Annotated in this window: 21 protein-coding genes and 1 pseudogene; 6 read left to right on the forward strand and 16 right to left on the reverse strand. The window is 39.8% G+C overall.

Features of this window, described 5'->3' with window-relative positions; translation table 11 throughout:
* Positions 1-249 precede the first annotated feature (249 nt).
* The 6 genes from PGLA_RS00945 to PGLA_RS27800 all read right to left on the reverse strand — a co-directional run bounded on the left by PGLA_RS00945 (position 250) and on the right by PGLA_RS27800 (position 2799).
* Entirely contained in the window at positions 250-723 is a 474-nt protein-coding gene (locus tag PGLA_RS00945; protein ID WP_068527390.1) for a hypothetical protein, read from the reverse strand.
* Between the two features lie 306 nt (positions 724-1029).
* The gene (locus PGLA_RS00955) at positions 1030-1287 is read right to left on the reverse strand and encodes a hypothetical protein (RefSeq protein WP_068527392.1); all 258 of its coding nucleotides are present in this window, start codon (positions 1285-1287) and stop codon (positions 1030-1032) included.
* Positions 1288-1316: 29 nt separating this feature from the next.
* Positions 1317-1979 (reverse strand): hypothetical protein, encoded by a 663-nt coding sequence (locus PGLA_RS00960; protein ID WP_068527394.1) that lies wholly within the window; start codon positions 1977-1979, stop codon positions 1317-1319.
* A gap of 32 nt (positions 1980-2011) precedes the next feature.
* A complete protein-coding gene (locus tag PGLA_RS00965) occupies positions 2012-2212 on the reverse strand; it encodes a hypothetical protein (protein ID WP_068527396.1) in 201 nt (66 codons plus the stop codon).
* Positions 2213-2343: 131 nt separating this feature from the next.
* A complete protein-coding gene (locus tag PGLA_RS27795; RefSeq protein WP_068527397.1) occupies positions 2344-2529 on the reverse strand; it encodes a hypothetical protein in 186 nt (61 codons plus the stop codon).
* A gap of 51 nt (positions 2530-2580) precedes the next feature.
* The gene (locus tag PGLA_RS27800) at positions 2581-2799 is read right to left on the reverse strand and encodes a replication-relaxation family protein (RefSeq protein ID WP_161487818.1); all 219 of its coding nucleotides are present in this window, start codon (positions 2797-2799) and stop codon (positions 2581-2583) included.
* Between the two features lie 84 nt (positions 2800-2883).
* On the opposite strand from PGLA_RS27800, the pseudogene PGLA_RS00975 reads away from it, so the two are divergent.
* Positions 2884-3432 (forward strand): annotated as a pseudogene (locus PGLA_RS00975) (DUF444 family protein); the annotation flags it as partial.
* A 300-nt stretch (positions 3433-3732) separates the two neighbouring features.
* Positions 3733-5766 carry a discoidin domain-containing protein gene (locus PGLA_RS00980; RefSeq protein ID WP_068527398.1) on the forward strand — a complete coding sequence of 678 codons (2034 nt, stop codon included), beginning with the start codon at positions 3733-3735 and terminating at the stop codon, positions 5764-5766.
* A gap of 219 nt (positions 5767-5985) precedes the next feature.
* On the opposite strand, the gene PGLA_RS00985 is transcribed toward PGLA_RS00980, so the two are convergent.
* The 3 genes from PGLA_RS00985 to PGLA_RS00995 all read right to left on the reverse strand — a co-directional run bounded on the left by PGLA_RS00985 (position 5986) and on the right by PGLA_RS00995 (position 7898).
* Complete coding sequence (locus PGLA_RS00985) at positions 5986-6336, reverse strand: hypothetical protein (RefSeq protein ID WP_068527400.1); 351 nt, start codon at positions 6334-6336, stop codon at positions 5986-5988.
* A gap of 92 nt (positions 6337-6428) precedes the next feature.
* The gene (locus PGLA_RS00990) at positions 6429-6932 is read right to left on the reverse strand and encodes a CYTH domain-containing protein (protein ID WP_068527402.1); all 504 of its coding nucleotides are present in this window, start codon (positions 6930-6932) and stop codon (positions 6429-6431) included.
* Between the two features lie 3 nt (positions 6933-6935).
* Positions 6936-7898, reverse strand: coding sequence for a 3'-5' exoribonuclease YhaM family protein (locus PGLA_RS00995; RefSeq protein WP_068527404.1), 963 nt, complete (start codon positions 7896-7898; stop codon positions 6936-6938).
* A 258-nt stretch (positions 7899-8156) separates the two neighbouring features.
* On the opposite strand from PGLA_RS00995, the gene PGLA_RS01000 reads away from it, so the two are divergent.
* On the forward strand, positions 8157-9593 hold the full coding sequence (locus PGLA_RS01000) for a SpoVR family protein (protein ID WP_068527405.1): 1437 nt from the start codon (positions 8157-8159) through the stop codon (positions 9591-9593).
* A gap of 192 nt (positions 9594-9785) precedes the next feature.
* Here the strand turns inward: PGLA_RS01000 and PGLA_RS01005 are convergent, their stop codons facing one another.
* Positions 9786-11681, reverse strand: a complete 1896-nt coding sequence (locus PGLA_RS01005) for a PrkA family serine protein kinase (protein WP_068527406.1) — start codon at positions 11679-11681, stop codon at positions 9786-9788.
* 304 nt (positions 11682-11985) lie between these two features.
* Between PGLA_RS01005 and PGLA_RS01010 the strand changes: the two genes are divergently transcribed.
* Positions 11986-12729: a DUF2161 domain-containing phosphodiesterase gene (locus PGLA_RS01010; protein WP_068527407.1), complete on the forward strand. Its 744-nt coding sequence runs from the start codon at positions 11986-11988 to the stop codon at positions 12727-12729.
* A gap of 22 nt (positions 12730-12751) precedes the next feature.
* On the opposite strand, the gene PGLA_RS01015 is transcribed toward PGLA_RS01010, so the two are convergent.
* The gene (locus PGLA_RS01015; protein ID WP_068527408.1) at positions 12752-13909 is read right to left on the reverse strand and encodes an aminotransferase-like domain-containing protein; all 1158 of its coding nucleotides are present in this window, start codon (positions 13907-13909) and stop codon (positions 12752-12754) included.
* A gap of 40 nt (positions 13910-13949) precedes the next feature.
* The gene (locus PGLA_RS01020) at positions 13950-14606 is read right to left on the reverse strand and encodes a response regulator transcription factor (protein ID WP_068527410.1); all 657 of its coding nucleotides are present in this window, start codon (positions 14604-14606) and stop codon (positions 13950-13952) included.
* A gap of 174 nt (positions 14607-14780) precedes the next feature.
* Between PGLA_RS01020 and PGLA_RS01025 the strand changes: the two genes are divergently transcribed.
* Both PGLA_RS01025 and PGLA_RS01030 read left to right on the forward strand, forming a co-directional pair.
* Positions 14781-15191, forward strand: coding sequence for a hypothetical protein (locus PGLA_RS01025; protein WP_068527412.1), 411 nt, complete (start codon positions 14781-14783; stop codon positions 15189-15191).
* The gene (locus PGLA_RS01030) at positions 15188-16255 is read left to right on the forward strand and encodes a phosphodiester glycosidase family protein (protein ID WP_068527414.1); all 1068 of its coding nucleotides are present in this window, start codon (positions 15188-15190) and stop codon (positions 16253-16255) included. The genes PGLA_RS01025 and PGLA_RS01030 overlap by 4 nt, the downstream gene beginning before the upstream one ends.
* A gap of 393 nt (positions 16256-16648) precedes the next feature.
* Here the strand turns inward: PGLA_RS01030 and PGLA_RS01035 are convergent, their stop codons facing one another.
* The 4 genes from PGLA_RS01035 to glnA all read right to left on the reverse strand — a co-directional run bounded on the left by PGLA_RS01035 (position 16649) and on the right by glnA (position 20371).
* Positions 16649-16900, reverse strand: coding sequence for an AbrB/MazE/SpoVT family DNA-binding domain-containing protein (locus PGLA_RS01035; protein WP_068527417.1), 252 nt, complete (start codon positions 16898-16900; stop codon positions 16649-16651).
* A 113-nt stretch (positions 16901-17013) separates the two neighbouring features.
* A complete protein-coding gene (trmL, locus tag PGLA_RS01040; RefSeq protein ID WP_068527419.1) occupies positions 17014-17478 on the reverse strand; it encodes a tRNA (uridine(34)/cytosine(34)/5-carboxymethylaminomethyluridine(34)-2'-O)-methyltransferase TrmL in 465 nt (154 codons plus the stop codon).
* 127 nt (positions 17479-17605) lie between these two features.
* Complete coding sequence (serC, locus tag PGLA_RS01045; protein ID WP_068527421.1) at positions 17606-18694, reverse strand: 3-phosphoserine/phosphohydroxythreonine transaminase; 1089 nt, start codon at positions 18692-18694, stop codon at positions 17606-17608.
* A gap of 252 nt (positions 18695-18946) precedes the next feature.
* Positions 18947-20371 carry a type I glutamate--ammonia ligase gene (gene glnA / locus PGLA_RS01050; RefSeq protein WP_068527425.1) on the reverse strand — a complete coding sequence of 475 codons (1425 nt, stop codon included), beginning with the start codon at positions 20369-20371 and terminating at the stop codon, positions 18947-18949.
* Between the last annotated feature and the right edge of the window lie 138 nt (positions 20372-20509).

Genomic DNA, 20509 nt, shown 5'->3' on the forward strand with positions numbered 1-20509 from the left:
TTATCAAAGTAGTTACTGATGGCGATTAAAGCATCTATCTTGCCTATCTCATCATTATTGTCCATCGATTCCGTTATGAATCCAGCAAGTATGTGTTGGTTGGAAAAACTAACCTCTGAGCTTGATATCAATCTTTTTACTATATCGTTCAAACTACTGGAGCTTGAATAGTTCTCGCAGACATAGATTAGTCTACCAATTTGTAATGCTTTATTGTCCACTCATTCACCCCACTTCTTAAAGGAAGACTCATTTAATAATGTTTATATCATATTTCTTGGTGTAATTCCCTGTGTTTATCACAAGTCTATTTTCACCTTCTTGTAGAAATTCAGTTAATTTAATAACGAAGTGCTTGTTAATGTAATCACTGGAATAAAAATTAGACATTTCACTTTGTGGCTGCCCATTATAAATAACTTCATTTAAAACTACGATAAGGGGATCTGCACTATTTACATATCTTCCATAGAGAAATAGATCCGCTTTATTGCCACTAAATTTAGCTAGATCAATGTTCACTTTAGTCTGCTCTTCTAAATTTATTTCTTCTTCGTATCCCCCACCAACTTCATTGAGCGTTACTCCTAGATTAATATAATTAAAATGCGTCTGAGGATTACCAAACATATCCTCAATTTCGTATCTAAGGTAATTAGGAACTTGTAATATAACCGAAACAATTAATATGGCTATAGTTCCACCTATTATTTTCTTTTTCATTTTTTCTCCCTATGAAAGAATTGTTTTATAAACAACACTCTGATCTAATCAAGTTCCAAATTCCCAGAAAATTAGTCATCGCGAATATGTCTGATTGGGCTTCGATAACATTGGTATACTGTTTAAATTGAATCTCATTATTTTTTATCCATTGATCATCTATCTCTTGATTACCAAAATCATGTTTTAGTATTTCCGCATACATATCAGCAAATTCCGCTAAGCAAAACTTCTCAAACACCGCTATGTGTCCAATTTCATGTAATACGACAAAAAGAAATAAAGACTCATTAGAGATAGGTATGTTTAAAGATTCAAGAAAAATGGATTTATTCTGTACTCCGTACCTGTTTTAAAGTCAGCTCGATTGACGATGCTTTGCCAATCTCGATGAATGTAAATAGAAAAAACGCCTTTTTCTACTTCGCAGTATGCTCCGGCACAATCAATACATTTTTTTGTTTGAGGCTCACTACCCTCCAACAAATATATAGTAAAAGAAAAAGAAAGATTAATACTATTCCGAACAATACCGATTATCTTATCGTGAACGTTGTTATTCATAGTGTTCTACTCCTAATAAAAGTATTATTTCAACGAAAATCCTCTTCTGTTTTGGGACTCCTTCTAACTTCTCTGAGATCAAATTCCATTCTCTTTATAATCCAAAAATGCAAACTCACATTACAATTAAAAACCATTCCTAATTTGATCTTAAATTTCTCAATCTGAAACCCTGAAAAACTGTCTTCAATCACTTTCTCATATTCTACCTTAAATTCTGTTAGTCGATTTACTTCGATGAATCTATTTATATCATGGTAAGCGATGATGTGATCTATTTCATCCTTTGAGAATATCTGATCTCTAGTAGGATGAATAACACACAGGACAGCAAATTGATCCGCATCTTTTATTTTCATCTCATTCAATTTATTAAAGTCCTTGTTTATTCCCATCTCTCCGTAAACTACACTTCGATAACCGTTAAAATTAGCATCTTTTTGTATATCCCATGTATAACAAAGTTTAAATTCAATGAGATCTGTAGGCTTATATTCATCATCAAATACAACTAAGTCAACTCTTTTATATTCTCTTGTTACATTGAGATTTCTTTTGTACATTTCAAATGCCACCGCATCTCTAATAGCGTGTTCGCTCTTTCCGGTTAATTGTATGAATGACAATTCTTCGCTATTTAAATAGTTACTGAAGGCGGTTTCTATACAGCTCTTTAGTTCAATGATATCCATAACAATCTCCTTATAAATCATCGTTTCAACTTCTAATCCCCATATGTCCCCTTAACTTCCTCGATTGTCAATTCAGGCATCGGCTTACCTTCATAGTACTCTAACGCCTTCCACCAAAACCAAACTCTTTTCCAACGTGGTCTCGTCAATATCTCTGCTATTGATAAATCCTGATCCTTAGTTTCTTTTAAGTATCGTTTAACAATTTCAGCTATTTCAACATCAAATTGCATTGGTTATTCCTCTGCCTTTTCTTGATATTCTATAAATCTAGTAGCTCAACCTAGCACTTAATTTATGGATAGGATTATTTTACCATACATAAAAATAAACGCCCATCAATGGACGTTATAAACATACATTTTCACTTGATATCATCTAATGTTAAAACCTTTCCATTTAATCCATTCAATAGATCAATCAACCTCTTACACCTGTATTCTGTTGTTGTTACAAACATGATTTCTGGAAAAACTCCATTCTTTGCTTGCCATTTTCCTGTGTTATGAAGTTCTCTATATAGAAGTATCTTTTTTTCATTCTCTGACATCGATTGTAAACGATCCACTTCGAGTAGTGTAAATATGTCCTTTTTCTTAAATTATGCGTCTGCAACAATCGCCTTGTTATCCCACTTCAAAGTGTACTCTTCTCTCCATTGTTCTGGCTGAAACGATATATAAACCTCATTCCTCATCAACGTGTGTCCTATAAGCTGTGTACGTCTACGTACAACATCAGAACCTATCTCCTTACGCCCCTTTGCGTATAAATAATAAACTAACTCACCTTCTCTAAAACTGCTTAGATACTCACCCATATCATTTAGAATACGTGCTTGAAGGATGTGATATTATAAAGAAAAGGACTCACCGATTAAGTGAAATCCTTTAAGGAAATCGACAAAGCCTATTCCAGTGTGGTTTTCTTCATAGTTAATTATGTGATACTCAAGTCCATGGGTTCTTTCGAGAAATATTGCGCACGTAGCTTCTTCTTCTGGATGAATCGTTTCCTACGGAAACAGTATGAGAACGTTGATATCGTATTTATCGCCCATCATACAGAAGCTAAAGAAGTAAGTGAGAATGATTTCTTTACGCGTGGAGAAAGCGGTGGCACCATTTGTTCATCAGCCTATCAAAAGGCACTCGAGATTATCGATCAACGTTATCCCCCTGCCAAATTCAATATTTATCCTTTCCACTTCTCCGATGGTGACAACTTGACATCCGACAATGAGCGCTGCGTGAAGCTGATTGGAGAGTTACTCAAGGTTTGTAACATGTTCGGCTATGGCGAGATCAATCAATACAACCGGAGCAGTACCCTAATGTCCGCCTACCGCAACATTAAAATAGATCAATTCATGTATTACGTTATCAAGGAAAAAGGTGAAGTTTATCAAGCACTGAAGACCTTTTTTCATAAGCGTGAAGGTGTGCAAAGTTAAGTGCTGTCAAATTCCATATTATGAACAGGAAAAAGAACGCCCTTGCCCTCGCATATGCGAGTTAGCAAGGGCGTTTCTATGAATATGAGATGGATTGAACTCTTCTGCGTGCAAAAAGTAGAACAACTATCTATCATTAATTGATAGATAGTTACACCACTCCACATTAATCCCCATCCTTATCCTTTATTATCCAAAATTCAACCGAAACAACACTATTAATTTGCTAGGATTAGTGATAGGTTTATTTTGTAATTAGAGTTATTTAAAGTATAAAAAAAAAGAAGGAGTGTTATAGAAATGAGAAAACTAGGTTTAATGGGATTGGCGGTACTTATTATTAGTGCTGGATTGTTTACAGGTCTAGAGAGGGCTGAGGCAGCGACGAATAAGCCTCACGGAACATATCCGGTCAGTCGGGTCGATGATAGAGGGATCGTTTCAGCAGAATATCCTGATAATATGAGTCCTAATGGTCAAGTCAAGGAGAATGCATTTGACAACAGTCTTGGTTCTAAGTGGCTAGTCGTTGAAAAGTACCCCTGGATTCAATATCAATTTGCCGACAATCAAGCGTATGTTATCAATAGCTACTCTATCACTTCTGCCGAAGACGCTCCAGATAGAGACCCTTTGAACTGGACATTACAGGGCTCGAACGATGGTGTCAATTGGACGGATATAGACACGAGGCAGGATATAGATTTTGAACAACGTAACCAGCTAAAGTCCTTCACAATTTCGAATCCAACGAGCTACAGCTACTATAAGTTCGATTTTGAGAGTGTCGGAGGTTGGCTTCAGTTGGCGGAGATCAAGCTATATAATGGAGAAGAGCAAACGTATACCTATACGTCAATTCTCCCTTCAATAACCGCAAGCAGTGAAAACAGTCCTAATGAGCGTAAAGAAAATGCAATAGACGGTACCAGTAATACCAAATGGCTAACGTTTGAGAACAATGGCTGGTTGGAGCTCGATTATGGTGTGCCCATTTTACTCGACGGTTATTCCATTGCTGCTGCCAATGATTCTGAAGAGCGGGACCCGAAGCAGTGGATATTGAGAGGATCCAACGATGGTAATAATTGGACGCAGATTGATACGAAGGACAATGAGAATTTCCTGAAACGTCATCAACGTAATCATTACTTTGTAAACCCAAGTACAGCTTATCAATACTACCGGCTGGAGCTACAGAACAACAGCGGGGACATATTACAGGTTGGAGATGTAGCGTTATCCTATACAAATGATATGTGGCATTCGATCAATCCGATTGTGGAGTATAGGAATTTGGATACAGGTGGCAACGGTGATCTATTCCAAGAAGTCCTACCGAACTATGAGCAGGAAGTAATAGCGATCGTACGTGACATTGTCAGCATGCTATATGACGATCCAGGGCAGTTTTATTTAAATCATAAGAAGATAAATATCGCTACACATACTACTAACCCTAACAATGCCCCGGCATGGGCAACCCATAGCGGTAGAGAGGTGCATATCGGTATGGACAGCAACTACATTAGGCGCGCTTATGATGCTGGCAAGCTAGATCCTAGTACCCCAGTTAAAGAAGAATTGATTGGTATGCTTTATCACGAGCTGACTCATGGATATCAAATCAGTGGTCCTGGATATATAGTTGAAGGCTTGGCTGATGGGGTACGTACAGAATTCGGCTATCACGATCGTTACCAATGGAGAGCCGAACCAAATGGAACTTGGATGGGCGGCTATAGCACAACAGGCAACTTTTTACGATGGATCAATGACAATAAACACGAAGGATTCCTTCGCGATATCAATGCTAGTACACGCCCGTCAAACGGAGTGTGGACTAAAGATGCATTCAAGACACTCACAGGGGAAGAAGTAGAGTCATTGTGGGATCAATACCAACAGTCTTACTCTACAGGCCCTACTCCTACAATAACCGTTAGTGGTGAAAATACTCCTAATGGACGTAAAGAAAATGCAATAGACGGCAACAGTAATACCAAATGGCAGACGAATGGGACCCATGGTTGGTTGGAGCTCGATTATGGTGTGCCAATCTTGATCGACGGTTATTCCATTACTGCTGCCAATGATCTTAATGTCGCGGACCCGAAGAATTGGACTTTGAGAGGGTCTAATGACGGGATTACTTGGAGATGGCTTGTTATGAAGGAAAATGAGATTTTCTCTGATCGCCAGCAAGAGAAGCGCTACGATTTGAACCCTAATACATTTGATAATGCAACCTTTCGATACTACCGGCTAGAGTTACAGAACAACGGCGGGGACAAACTACAGGTTGCAGAAGTAAAGTTATCCATTAAGAAATAGATATATAACATTCGATCAATCCGATTGTGGAGATTAAGAAATTTGGATACTACGAACTCATTGTTGGATAACTATCAACAGTCGTTCAACGGACAATAATAAGGAATGACAACTAGTTGTCATTCCTTACATAGGATTACACAAATAACGCTCTTTGCCTCCCCCTATTTCGGGAGGTGGCAAGGGCATTTTTACGATCAATTTATTCGATCATGATCTTCATAAATTGCGATTCACTTGAAGCAAAGAAATTTTCTTAATCGTTATTGTGTCTCTCACGGTTTCTTCTGAAATAACATTCAACTTGATTAGACTAGCAATCTTAGTAGGATCGGCTTTAGAAATCATCTTCCATACACTCGGATCAGGTAAGGCATCATATAGTTTGTTATCGTCATATTCTTTTCTGTCCTGAGACACAATCTTCACATGATAATGACCTGTCTGAAGTTCTGTCAGGTCCTCTTCTGAACAGTGACTAAGGATTTCATTTCTTAAATCTCCTAATTCCTGTTCTATTTCTTTGTGCTTCTTTTTCAGTTGAAAATAACGTTTCACTTTCGCCTCCATGATTTCACGCCTCTCCCCTTTTCTAAATAGATATGCTGAGAGAGTCGTTTTTATACGAAAGTACCTTATAGAAATCTTGATCTAGCTCATACCTACTCAGAAAATTTCTCTTGGAGCTCCATCCAAACCTTTTTATTACTATATTGCTTCTCTGAACTTATATCTTTACCGAACCATTCTGGTGCTACGAAAGCATTCGCTTCCTCTACAGAATTAAATTCGACCTCAACCACGATCAACTCAACTTGGTCATAATAATCAATTTCAATAACTCTATCTTCCCATACTGCTGTAATTCGGTTCTTCGTTAGAGGAATAGCGTCAAATGCTTGTACAATTTGATCATATATCTCTTCCGAGATTGAATATTCAATTTCCTCGCGACTAAGACCATTGCCTTTCTTGAAGGTATGTGTGAACGACATCTCATTCGATTCTAGGTCAATAATCCTCCGTACTCTCATTTCCTGATCCGTATCGAGCGCTAAATACGTTTGCTCTATCCGGTGTTCTGAACGGAATTGTAGCTTGCCTTCATGCACTAAGGATTCCGAAATTTCAGGTAGTAGAAACTTACGTTCAATTTCTAAAGACATCGATTATAGCTCCTTTTTCATACGATAAATTGCTTTATTCTCTAATCCACGAATGAATGGCGTCCATTCCTCAGTCTCTGGCGTCGTATCTAACGCATCCTCTACCATCTGTAACTTCGCATCCATGGCATCAATGAAATGAAGAGCTACCGCTTCTGCCATTTGTGGTTGAACCGGACTCCCCCACTCACCCAAGTTATGATGGGATAAGACCATATGCTGTAAACAGATTACTTTTTCAGAGTGAAGATTAATATCACACCGGATAGCAGCTTCCGTAATCCAATTCGATGCCATGGAGATATGACCCAAGAGCTTGCCTTGAACACTATACTCTTTGACGATTCCAAGCTCTGCTGTCAGTTCTTCCGTCTTAGCTATGTCATGAAGAATAATACCTGCCTTGATAAGATCTTCATTTAGAAATGGTCTCTGTTTGCAGATGAATTCCCCAAGTTCCAACATCCGGACCATATGATAAGACAATCCCGCGTAAAAAGCATGATGATGCATTTTGGCAGCTGGATAATGCATTAGTTTATCTTCCACTTTAGTCACGCAAAAGTTAACGATCGTACGCATCTCTTCATCTTGAATACTTTCTAACGTCTGCTTAATCGTATGCATAAGATCCGCAGGCTGAACTGGAGCAGACCGAATGAAATCAGTGATGCTCACACCATCTTCTTCGGTTACCTTACGCATCTTTGAAATCTTTACCTGTAGTCGTTCACGATAAGTGTGAGCTATACCCTGCACCTTCACCAGATCCATAGGAAAGAATGTTTCCTTATCTGTTGCGCTGGCATCCCAGAACTTAGCAGAGAGTTGACCGCTGGAATCCCCAAGAACGATATCAAAATAATCCTTCGGTGGTGTCCCATTCGTCTGTTTCACTTCCAGCTCTTTCAATATATAAAAGCCAGTAAATTCATCTTGATTCGTTAACTTATTAATTAAAGTCATGTGTTTACCTCCAACATGAAATGAAAACCATCGTATTTTTTATCTTTGTACAATCCAGTCGTTACTCATAACTAACTACAATATCATATTTGCTCGTTCACATGTTAATTCTAAGTTTATCTTTATCATACAACATAACCATAAGAATAGGATACGCTATGGCGTCGAACGATCAATGTCGAATATCTCCGCACCTCTCCACATACACATAATAAGAACCTAAATTTTCTCCTTACAGAAAGGGGGAAGGTAAATCCCATGCATCAGGATGAAATAACCGCACTAGAGCATTCCATAGCAGAAATCACCGAGATTGCCACTGGCTTCGGATTGGACTTTTACCCAATGCGATACGAAATTTGTCCTGCGGACATTATCTACACCTTCGGAGCTTACGGGATGCCAATCCGATTCTCACACTGGTCATTTGGGAAAACTTTCCACAAAATGAAGACACAGTACGATTTCGGTTTATCCAAAATTTATGAGCTTGTTATCAATTCCAATCCTTGCTACGCTTTCTTGCTTGATGGAAATTCATTAATCCAAAACAAATTGATTGTGGCACACGTCCTTGCTCACTGCGACTTCTTTAAGAATAATGCTCGTTTCAGCAAAACAAATCCAAGCATGGTGGAGAGCATGTCTGCCACAGCAGAACGCATCAGTCAGTACGAGATTAAGTATGGACACAAACAAATTGAGGAGTTTCTAGATGCGGTGCTCGCGATTCAAGAACACGTCGATCCGGATCTCGTTAGTCCCTATCGACGGAACCGATATGACCGCAATGGAGATGGAACGACAGACTCCGGACATGAGAAATTAGAAACGCCACCAACAGGATTTGAGGATTTATGGGTATTAGATGAAGTTAACAAGAATGATAATCGCAATATTGACCCACCTAAGAAGTTCCCTCCACGTCCAGAGAAGGATCTCATTTGGTTCATCCAAGAATTCTCCCCCAATCTGGAACCTTGGCAACGTGATATCTTGACGATGCTTAGAGATGAGATGCTCTACTTCTGGCCGCAAATGGAGACCAAAATTATGAATGAAGGTTGGGCCAGCTATTGGCATCAACGAATCTTACGAGAGTTAGACCTTACATCCGAAGAAACCATCGAATATGCCAAACTCAATTCTGGGGTTGTACAGCCGTCAAAGAATAGCTTAAACCCCTATTATCTTGGACTCAAAATATTCGAGGATATCGAGAAACGCTGGGATTCACCTACCGGTAACGATTCACTGCTCACGGGATCTAAGCTTGGATCAGGTAGAGCCAAAATATTTGAAGTACGAGAATTAGACTCTGACACCTCTTTCATTCGTAATTATATGACGAAGAAGCTCGCGGATGACTTGGACTTATATGTATTCGAGAAGAAGGGTCCCGAGTGGACCATTACCGATAAGTCCTGGGAGAATATTAGGGATCAACTTGTCTATTCTCGCGTAAACGGTGGTTTCCCTTACTTGGTTGTTCAAGATGGGAACTATGAAGACAACGGTGAGTTATATATAAAACACATGTATGAAGGAACTGAGTTAGATCTTAAATATGTAGAGCGTACGCTACCTTACGTTCATAGGTTATGGGGTAGAACCATCCATTTGGAAACAACGATGGAGAACAAAACGGTACTGTTTACATTTGACGGGAAAAAGATCGGAAGAAAATTTGTCTAATTATAGAAGACAACATCTACGAACCTACTTACCTAAATAAGCACATCACAAAGGACACGCAAGTATGTGTGTTCTTTCTGATGTGCTCATCTATTATTCCACATGTTGCTTATAATAAAAATAACCCCTAGTCCTCATTAACTGACTGAGTCTAAAGGTTATTATTATCTATCACACAATCATCACGCTAACTTAACGATTCAACAGACTTCCCACATATTTCAACAGTTCATTAGCACAGATAGGGCAGTATCCATGGTCATTGATAAGCCGTTTACTTACCTCATTAATCCGTTTCAACTGATTTCCATCAGGCGTCTTAGTGGAAGTCGTGATCTTCACGATATCTTTAAGGTCTACAAAAAGCTTCTTCTCTATCGCTTCACGAAGGCGGTCATGATGGTTGTATTCGAATTTCTTACCCTTTCTTGAATAGGCAGAGATACGGATAAGAATTTCCTCGCGGAATGCTTTTTTCGCATTTTCTGATACCCCGATCTGTTCTTCTATAGAACGCATCAGTCTTTCGTCCGGATCCATCTCTTCATCCGTAAGCGGATCACGTATTTTGGACCAATTACAGAAAGCTTCTATGTTGTCGAGGTAATTCTCAAATAATGTTCTCGCTGATTCTTCAAAAGAATATACAAATGCCTTCTGAATTTCCTTCTTAGCTAGTTCATCATACTCTTTACGTGCAATAGCTATGAAATTAAGATAACGCTCACGTTCTTCTTTCGTAATGGAAGCATGTTGATCTAACCCCTCCTTGATAGCCCTTAGTACGTCGAGTGCATTAATACATTGAAGATTCTGCTTAATAAGAGCACTAGAAATTCGGTTGATGACATAACGTGGATCTACACCCGACATGCCTTCATCCAGATATTCATTTTGCATTTCCTTTAAATCTGCTTCTTTATAACCCTCAACTTCTTCACCATCGTACATACGCATTTTCTTGACGAGATCCATCCCTTGTTTCTTTGTCTCTTTGAGGCGAGTAAGAATCGAGAAAATGGCAGCTGCTTTTAACGCATGTGGGGCAATATGAATATGTTTCATATCGCTTTGCCCTATTAATTTCGAATATATTTTCTCTTCCTCAGATACCTTCAGGTTATATGGGATCGGCATAACAATCATACGAGACTGTAGTGCTTCATTCTTCTTATTGGAGATAAAAGACTTATACTCGGATTCATTGGTGTGCGCAATGATGAGCTCATCCGCTGAAATCAACGCGAACCTTCCGGCTTTGAAGTTCCCCTCTTGCGTTAACGACAATAAGTTCCATAGAAATTTCTCATCACATTTCAACATCTCCTGAAATTCCATCAGACCCCGATTCGCCTTATTTAATTCCCCATCAAAGCGATACGCACGTGGATCCGACTCAGAACCAAATTCTGTAATCGTAGAGAAATCAATACTTCCCGTAAGATCGGCTATGTCCTGCGACTTCGGGTCCGAAGGACTAAAGGTTCCAATCCCTACACGTCCCTCTTCAGATATCAACACCCGCTTCACATTAACTTTTTCAATATCTCCACCATATTCTGTCTTCAATCTCATTTGGCAAGAAGGACACAAACTCCCTTCAATTCGAACACCCAGTTCTCTCTCTACTTCAGGGCGCAGATCCATCGGAATTAAATGCAATGGTTCCTCATGCATTGGGCACCCATCAATCGCATATACTGCCCCTTTTTCTGTCTTTGAGAATCTCTCCATGCCACGTTTCAAGAGGGTTACAATCGTTGACTTCCCTCCACTAACAGGACCCATAAGCAACAGTATCCGCTTACGAACATCTAGACGCCTTGCTGAAGAATGAAAGTACTCTTCTACAAGTTTCTCAACAGAACGATCCAATCCAAAAATATCCTGTTCAAAAAACTTATACCTCCTATGCCCATTGACCACTTCCGCACCATATGATTCGATCATTTCATACACACGAGCATGAGCAGTCATGGCGGGTGTGGGGTCTTTTCGAAGCAATTCAATATAATCTTTAAATATGCCATTCCACTCCAACTGATTGCTCTCTGCACGATAAGCTGCTACGCGTTCGAAAATATCCATGATTGGTACCTCCTATGACTTATGTTTGGAACTGGCATCACTAAGTAGATATGGTCTTGTCGTCTAGCATATGCTTTCGATGTTAGCGATACTTCATATCGCTTTTAGGCTTATGCTTTCGACGCTAGCGATACTTCGTATCGCTTTTAGTCAACCTCTTATCGTTTGAAAAAGTGTACTACATACCTATGCAAGAAAGTGGGTTTAGTTGACCTATTTTTATCAATATAGAGTTTGTCTTTTTAGAAATGCTATAATTGATAACTAATAACGAGTGGATAAAGTCAGTGAAGGAGATATCTAAATGGCCATTCAACACGAAACTGAACTATATGAACCTTTAAAACATTTTTTTGAAGAACAAGGATATGTCATTAAGGGAGAAGTACGTCATTGTGACTTGGTAGGGGTAAAAGAGGGACAATCTGAACCTTTAATTGTGGAAATGAAAAAGACGTTCAATCTCTCGCTGTTACTACAAGGGATGGAACGTCTCAAAATGAGCTCTAACGTATACTTAGCTGTCGAACGTAGCCGTGCCAAACGTGGGGCTGTAAACCAACGTTGGGGTGAACTGTCAGCACTGTGCCGACGGTTAGGTCTTGGGCTAATCACAATTACCTTTTACAAGACCAAGAAACCTTTTGTTGAGATCCTAACTCAACCTACTGACCCACTAAAACCTCAGGTAAAGAATAAACGTCGTCGATCGAAGTTGGTTGATGAATTCCGTGAACGTAGTGGGGATTATAATATAGGAGGAAGCAACCGTGCGAAGTTGGTAACAGCTTACAAGGAAAAAGCACTTCGTATCGCCTTACCTCTACGAAATGCTGAAGCGAGCGGTATATCTCCAGTATCGCTACGTAGTGTTACCGGAGTAGGTAATGCATCTTCCATACTACAACATAATTACTATGGCTGGTTTGAGCGCGTCTCTCGCGGTCGATATATCCTTACCCCCTTAGGCATTGCTGCCTTAGAGCAGTATCAACACGTCTTAGAAGTGTCATCTTCTCTTCAATCATTACCCCCATTTGTAGAATAAGGACAACGGACATCTGAACCGACTAACCCCTAGCTGTGAATTCGTTAATCGCTTCGCTTATTAAACGCATACCTTGAATTAGCTTATCTCGTCCAGGTTGGGTGAAATTAAGACGAATATTGCCCCTTCCTTCTCTTTTATTAGCAAAACATAATACTCCTGGGCAGAAATCCACCCCTTTACCAATGGAACATTTCAATAGAGCCTCGCTCCGCAGACCCTCTGGCAGCTGTATCCATAGGAACATTCCTCCTGAAGGAAGATCATACCTAGCCCCTCTCCATGCAGGTTGCTTCAATAATTCCTTCATGAGTTTCAGACGAATACGATACTCACGTTTCAAAAGAAGGATATGCTCATGCCAATCAAAGGTTGTTGATACCAGCAATTGATACAACATTCGCTGATTCAAGATATTTAATTGAAAGTCTGCTATTGGCTTTGCAGCACCCATCAATTCAATCAACTTACGATTTCCAACTACCCATCCCGTTCGTAGCTCAGGTGCCACCGTTTTATTGAATGATCCCATATATAGCACTTGTCCACCCATGCCATGACCATCTAGTGTAAATAGTGAAGGATACCGTATGCTAAATGACTCGGGATCATTACTTTCGCCAAAATGGAGATCTCCGTACGTATCATCTTCTACAATCAGAATCCGATTCCTTCGACATAGGTCAAGTACTTGCGCTCGTCGTTCAAGACTCCAAAGAACCCCTGTTGGATTCGTAAAATTAGGGGCTACAAACAGGAATTTCGGAGTTGTAGTCGCAAGGACTTTATCTAATGAATGAAGAAGTAACCCCTCCTCATCCCCATCAATCGGAATAATGCTTGCCCCACGCATCCGCAATATTTGTAGAATACCCGGTGAAGTAGGATTCTCAACAAGTACAGGATCTCCAGACTCTACACACACACGTGTTAGTAAATCCATTCCTTGCTCACTACCTGTTGTTAGAAGTATTTGATTAACATCTACTTCCATTTCCTTATGTTTCCACTCGGACTGAAGCCATTCTCGAAGCGGCATGTATCCATCTGGATTTTCATACTGCAACGCTACAAGATCGCTTGGAAGGTCTGTAATATGCACCGACGTAAGTGAGAATAAATCTTGAGCTGAGAATTCATCTGCGAGTGTTATCAATGAACCATGCACAGAATACTTCATGAACCGCCCTCCTCTACACTGCTATACACAACTAATATAATTATATGTATATAGGATAGTTCGGAGACGAATAAACAGCAAACTTTTCGATGGCCTGAGCTCGTGTACTAACGCCCAGCTTTACATATATCCTTTGTAAATAATTATCTATAGATCTTCGGCTAAGTTCAATCTCTCTTGCTATTTTATCATATGTAATTCCTCGAACGACACGCTCCATGATAAGTACCTCTGTCTCTGATAGTTGAAAAATGTCATGTGTATTCCGTGGGGTAGCCACAGGCCATGTCCCATTATTCAAACATTCTAATGGTACAAAGGCATACCCTTCACGTAGACCCTCAATGAGAAGTAGGAGTTGGCTTGGAGATGCCTGTTGAGATAACATCCCATTTGCTCCTAGATTAAGTAATGTTTGGGATCTGAGGAGCACTTCTTCATCCGAGATAATGACAACATGACTACCCGGGGATTGAAACTTAATTTGCCCCAATAAACCTTCCAATCTCCCCTTTGACCATAAATAATCTAGTAGAATCAAGTCCGGTTGCATCTCTTTAACCATAAGTATACCTTCAGTAATACCCGATGCCATTCCTATCACATTCAGATAAGCTTGTTCCTCCAGAATCAACTTCGTTCCCAACATACTCGTGGGCTGACCACCCAAAATAACGACGCGCCAAACTAACGACATGTATAAAATCCTCCCAGTCATTATAAACAGACTTAACGAAATTGTATCTTAATAGTTCCAAAAATAGGAATTGAATATCGATAATTGTGTGAAATTTTGTTTTTTTGCGTAATTGATAGGGTAATGATAGAATGGGAACTTGTAAAAATACTAGATTAAGATGAGGTGATGACGATGCCTTCCTCAACGGATACTGCAACAACTCCCTACCAAGAACGTTCTAAAGCTAAGCGTGGTCCCTCTGTCAAAGCCTTCTTGCTACTATGGATATTACTTATTGGAACAGGAATAACAGCCGCATATATATATAGCAACGAGCTGAAACAAGACATGCTCCAACAATTACAACAAGAAAACCGACAACAGATGACACTATTAAAAACGGAATATGAACAGAATCTCACAGAACTATCCGCTCAAGTCGAAGAACTGAATAGCAAGGTGCAATCTTTTAATGAGTTACTCACATTTACTAAGGATAATGCGACGAGTAAAACCGATAACAGCAACAAATTGTACACACAACTAAATGAGGTCAAGAAACAACTTGACACTCTGCAGAAGAAAATGGACCTTCTCAAATGAGATTGCAAGTTAAACAGGTCAATCGGTTTTTTCTACTAGCAACAGCACCTTTTATCGGTATTTTATTCTGTCTCATGCTCCCCCATCGATCTGTGGAGTTAAATATGAATACGAGTTCCTACATTCCAAGTGAATCTATTCACGAATCATCGCAAGACATTGTGCTGCAACTAAATGATGCACAAGAAGTAGTGAAAAGTACTCTTTCAACCATACGACAGACATCCGAGTTATATCAAAAAACACTTGAGACGACTAACAGTATCGTAAAGACAACTATATCACAAGCGCTTAAGCCTGAGTATATTTACAATAAGAGAATTACCTCTAAGCTGGGTACGCCTTATGAGAAAGTAACCAGTGATCGCATAACTATTGAACTCTTTAAAGTAAATCCAGGTGTTTATCGCGGTTATGCCATGAAGGTGAAACTTAAAGATCCTAAGGCTATGAAGATGAGCCTCGGCAAGGACGTTATCGGAGGTTCTGAGACGACTGCTGCAGCTGTACAACGGTACAATGCCATTGCTGGTATCAATGCAGGAGGATTTGCCGATGGCAAAGGTAAGCGGTATCCTCTAAGTACAACGATCATGAATGGACAATATTTGACAGGGTTTGAGTCCAGCTTTAAAGACCTCTTCTTTGTAGGCTTGGATAAATCCGGTAAGCTCATTGGGGGCAAATTTCACAACAAAGAGGATCTTGATCATCTGAATCCTTCGTTTGGCGCGACTTTTGTTCCCGTATTACTACACAATGGTCAAAAGGTACCTATTCCAGCGCAGTGGCAAACTTCACCCGCTCGGGCACCACGTACGGTTATAGGCAACTATAAAGATGACCAACTGTTGATCATCGTTATTGATGGATATAATGAGAACGGCGGATCAGGTGCCACTTTACTGGAGCTTCAAGGCAAATTACATCAACTAGGTGTTCGTGACGCCTATAATCTGGATGGCGGAGGTTCTTCTTCCCTAATCTTCAATGGAAGAGTCGTGAATAAGCCCTCTGATGGAAGTCTTCGTCCCGTACCCACTAATTTTTTGTTTTTTAAATAAAAATTAAATGGTATAATAAGTATAGCGAGGTAGTTTTACAGGAGGTGAGCATGGTGTCTTTTTCATTAACTTTTTGGATTGTTGCATTGGTTCTGGCTCTATTCATGATCGGCATCCTCACATCATCTTATAACGATGATAAAACAAAAGGTCTATAAGTTTCGTAATGTTTGGCTTCCTCATACTGAGGAAGCCTCTTTTATTTAAGTCACAAGACATATTCAGTAGTTATATGAAGTATATAGATTGAACTAAAGTTTGCGCTCGCAAGTTCAATAATTTCTAAAGAGAAACATGAATATGAGGGTTCGTCTTTAGTTCAATCTATATAGTTAAATCAAAATCAAAAAAAAAAAGCACCACGTTAAATCGCGATGCTCCCTATCACATACATCAGGCCCGAAGTAAATCAGTCATCTCTGACTGGCACTGAGCACAAATAAGACGGTCTTTGAAATCGTTCACTTCTTCTACCGAACCACAGAACACGCATTTCGGACGATATCTTTCCAAAATAATATGATCTCCTTGGACCAAAATCTCTACTGGGTCCCCTTCATTCATCTGATATCTTTTTCTCAGTGATTTGGGTAAGACAATTCTCCCCAGCTGATCCACCTTACGAACCACACCAGCAGGTTTCATAATGGTACTACACTCCCCTATCAAAAAATATAATAGCCCCTCAACGATAAAAAAATGGGTCTATATTAATAGTTCGATATGATTATGTCGAATCCTGCTGTTCTCGACAATTTTTATCGTAAATTATTGAAATCTAATTGTCTCAATGCCTCATACACGACAATTGCCGCAGAATTAGAGAGATTTAATGATCTAACTTGCTCACCCATCGGTATCCGCATGCATGTATCAGGATTAGCTGCAAGTAATTCTGGAGGCAATCCCTTGGTCTCTTTACCAAATACAAAAAAGTCTCCATCCTGATATTCAAAGTCGCTGTATCTTAAATCTGCTTTGGTTGAAGCATAGAAAAACCGACTACCCGCATACTTCTCTTGGACCTCAGCAAAAGAATTATGATATTCAATATGAACAGCATGCCAATAGTCCAAGCCTGCTCTCTTTAATGTTTTATCATCGGTAAGAAACCCAAGCGGGTGAACCAAATGTAGATGTACACCTGTTGCTGCACATGTTCTTGAAATATTTCCTGTATTCGCCGGTATTTCTGGCTCCACGAGTACAATATGTAATGCCATGATGATATCCTCCATCTATCTATTTGTAGGTATTATAACCCCAATTGTTCCACAACCCAAACAAAAACCTTCCACCAAAGGGTGGAAGGCTAAGAGTACTAGAAAGTTAATGACGAATCAACTTTCCTTACCCATGAGTCTTTTGAAAATGTGACATGAAATCAGCTAACGCTTTACAACTCTCATAAGGAACCGCATTATAGATCGAGGCGCGTAAACCGCCTACACTACGATGGCCTTTGAGACCCACAAAGCCTTCCTGCTCTGATTCTTTAATGAACTGGTTCTCAAGTTCCTCAGAAGTCAGACGGAAAGTGATATTCATAATCGAACGGCTACCTACTTCAACAGGTCCCCGATAAAAGCCACCACTGTTGTCTATTGTATCATAGATAAGCTCTGCTTTCTTCCGATTAATCTTCTCTATTCCTTCAAGACCTCCTTGCTCTTCCACCCATTTCAACACTTCATTAACCATGTACACGGAAAATGCCGGTGGTGTGTTATACAACGAATTATTTGAAAAATGTGTATTATAACGTAGCATTGTAGGAATATTCTTCGGTGAGTCATTAATCAACTCTTCACGTGCAATAACAACCGTTACACCCGAAGGTCCTAGATTCTTCTGAGCACCTGCATAGATAAGACCGAACTGATTCAGATCGAATTGACGGCTTAGAATATCACTCGACATATCGCCAATCAATGGAATGTTGCCTGTATCCGGAAATTGTTGATATTGCGTTCCTTCAATCGTTTCGTTGGAAGTCACGTGTAGATACGCTGTTTCATCAGACAATTGAACGTTGCTAAGATCAGGTATGGACATAAACTTATTCGCCTCAGACGAAGCTACAACATTTGTTTTCCCAATCAGTTTGGCTTCTTTGATTGCTTTATCAGCCCAACTTCCCGAGTTAACATAACTAGCAACTTTACCTTCGGATAGCAAATTCATAGGAAGCATTGCAAATTGAGTACTCGCTCCGCCTTGCAAGAACAGAACTTTATACCCTTTCACATTACCAAGCAATGATAGAAGACGGCTTTCAGCTTCATTATGCACTTCCTCGTACACTTTACCTCGATGAGACATCTCCATAATAGACATCCCTGTACTTCTAAAATCAACAAATTCAGCTTGTGCGCGTTCTAGAACTTGAAGCGGTAGTGCTGCAGGTCCTGCATTAAAATTATAGGCTCTCTTATTCAAGTGTACTCCCCACCCTTTCTCTATCCTCTTATATGATATCGCTATGATAGCAGTATTCCCACTACCCAGCAAGTACGATTTGCACTTTCGAACCTGAATCGAACATTTAATTTCTTTATAGGCAAACTCATTTTTATTTATCGGATTAAAGCGACACCGTAGAAAAACACTTCGCAAGTATTCCTTCTACAAGCAAGATCCTTCGGGTAAACCCGAAGGATCAAGATAATATATGATTTTATAATGCCAATTTTAGCAATCGAAGTAGAGGCTATATTCATGTGGATGAACACGAATCGCAACGGCCTTAGCTTCAGCACGTTTCACATTGATATAATTTTCAATGAAGGACTTTGTGAATACATCGCCTTCTGTTAGGAATTCAAAGTCTGCTTCCAGGGCATCCAACGCTTCATCCAAGGTACCTGGAACACTGCGAATTTTGAATTTCTCTGCATCAGATAATTCATAGATATTTGTATCCATTGGACCATAACCTAGTTCCTGAGGATCGATCTTTCTCTTGATACCATCAAGACCAGCCATCAGCATAGCTGAGAAGGCAAGATAAGGGTTAGCTGTGGAATCCGGTGTACGGAATTCGATGCGACATCCTTTAGGAGTTACAGCTGCAACTGGGATACGGACAGCTGCGGAACGGTTACCTTTGGAATACACAAGGTTTACAGGAGCCTCATAACCAGGAACCAGACGTTTGAATGAGTTCGTGGATGGGTTCGTCAATGCAATCAATGCTGGAGCATGGTGCAGAATTCCACCGATGTAATGTAAAGCCATTTCACTCAGGTTACCATATCCACCTTTTTCATAGAAAAGAGGTGTGTCGCCATTGAAAATAGACTGGTGAACGTGCATCCCACTACCGTTATCACCAAAAATAGGTTTCGGCATAAATGTTGCTACTTTGCCATATTGGCGTGCTGTATTGTGAACAATATATTTATATACAAGAAGGTTATCTGCTGTTTTCTTCAACGTATCAAAACGGAAATTGATTTCAGCTTGACCCGCTGTTGCTACTTCGTGGTGATGACGTTCTACGCGCAAGCCCGCTACTGCAAGCAGACGGCACATTTCACTACGGATGTCTTGTTGTGTATCTACTGGAGCAACCGGTACATATCCACCTTTGACACCTATTTTGAAGCCTAGGTTACCGCCTTCTTCTTTACGATTCGTATTCCATGCAGCTTCTTCCGAATCTACGAAGAAAGAAGAACTGTTCATGCCACTTTCGTAACGCACATCATCAAAGATGAAAAATTCAGATTCAGGTGCGAAGAAGGCTGTCGTACCTACGCCGCTCTTTTGCAAGAATTCTTCCGCTTTAGCAGCTATTCCGCGTGGATCACGCTCATAACGCTCGCCATCAGGCGTATGAATGTTACACATAATGTTCAAAGTAGGGTGTGCAGTGAATGAATCGATAAACACTGCTTCTGGATCAGGCATCATAACCATGTCTGATTCTTCTATGCCACGAAAACCGGTAATGGAGGATCCATCGAACGCAACCCCATTAACGAATGTGTCTGCATCTACTTCTGAAGCTGGTAGTGAAATATGATGAGCACGTCCTGCTAGATCTACAAAGCGGAAATCTATCCACTCGATATTGTTATCCGCAATACTTTTCAATACATTCTCAACTGACATTCCCTTTTCCCCCTAAATTCCGAACATTAACCATCTATTTGATTAAAAATGTTCATAATTTCTTTTGTTTGTTGACGCAATTATAAATCGTATTTTTTTTAACGTCAATACGTATGTTAGGTATTTCTTTCTGATATG

The organism is Paenibacillus glacialis, from assembly GCF_001637205.1.
GTDB lineage: Bacteria > Bacillota > Bacilli > Paenibacillales > Paenibacillaceae > Paenibacillus_AQ > Paenibacillus_AQ glacialis.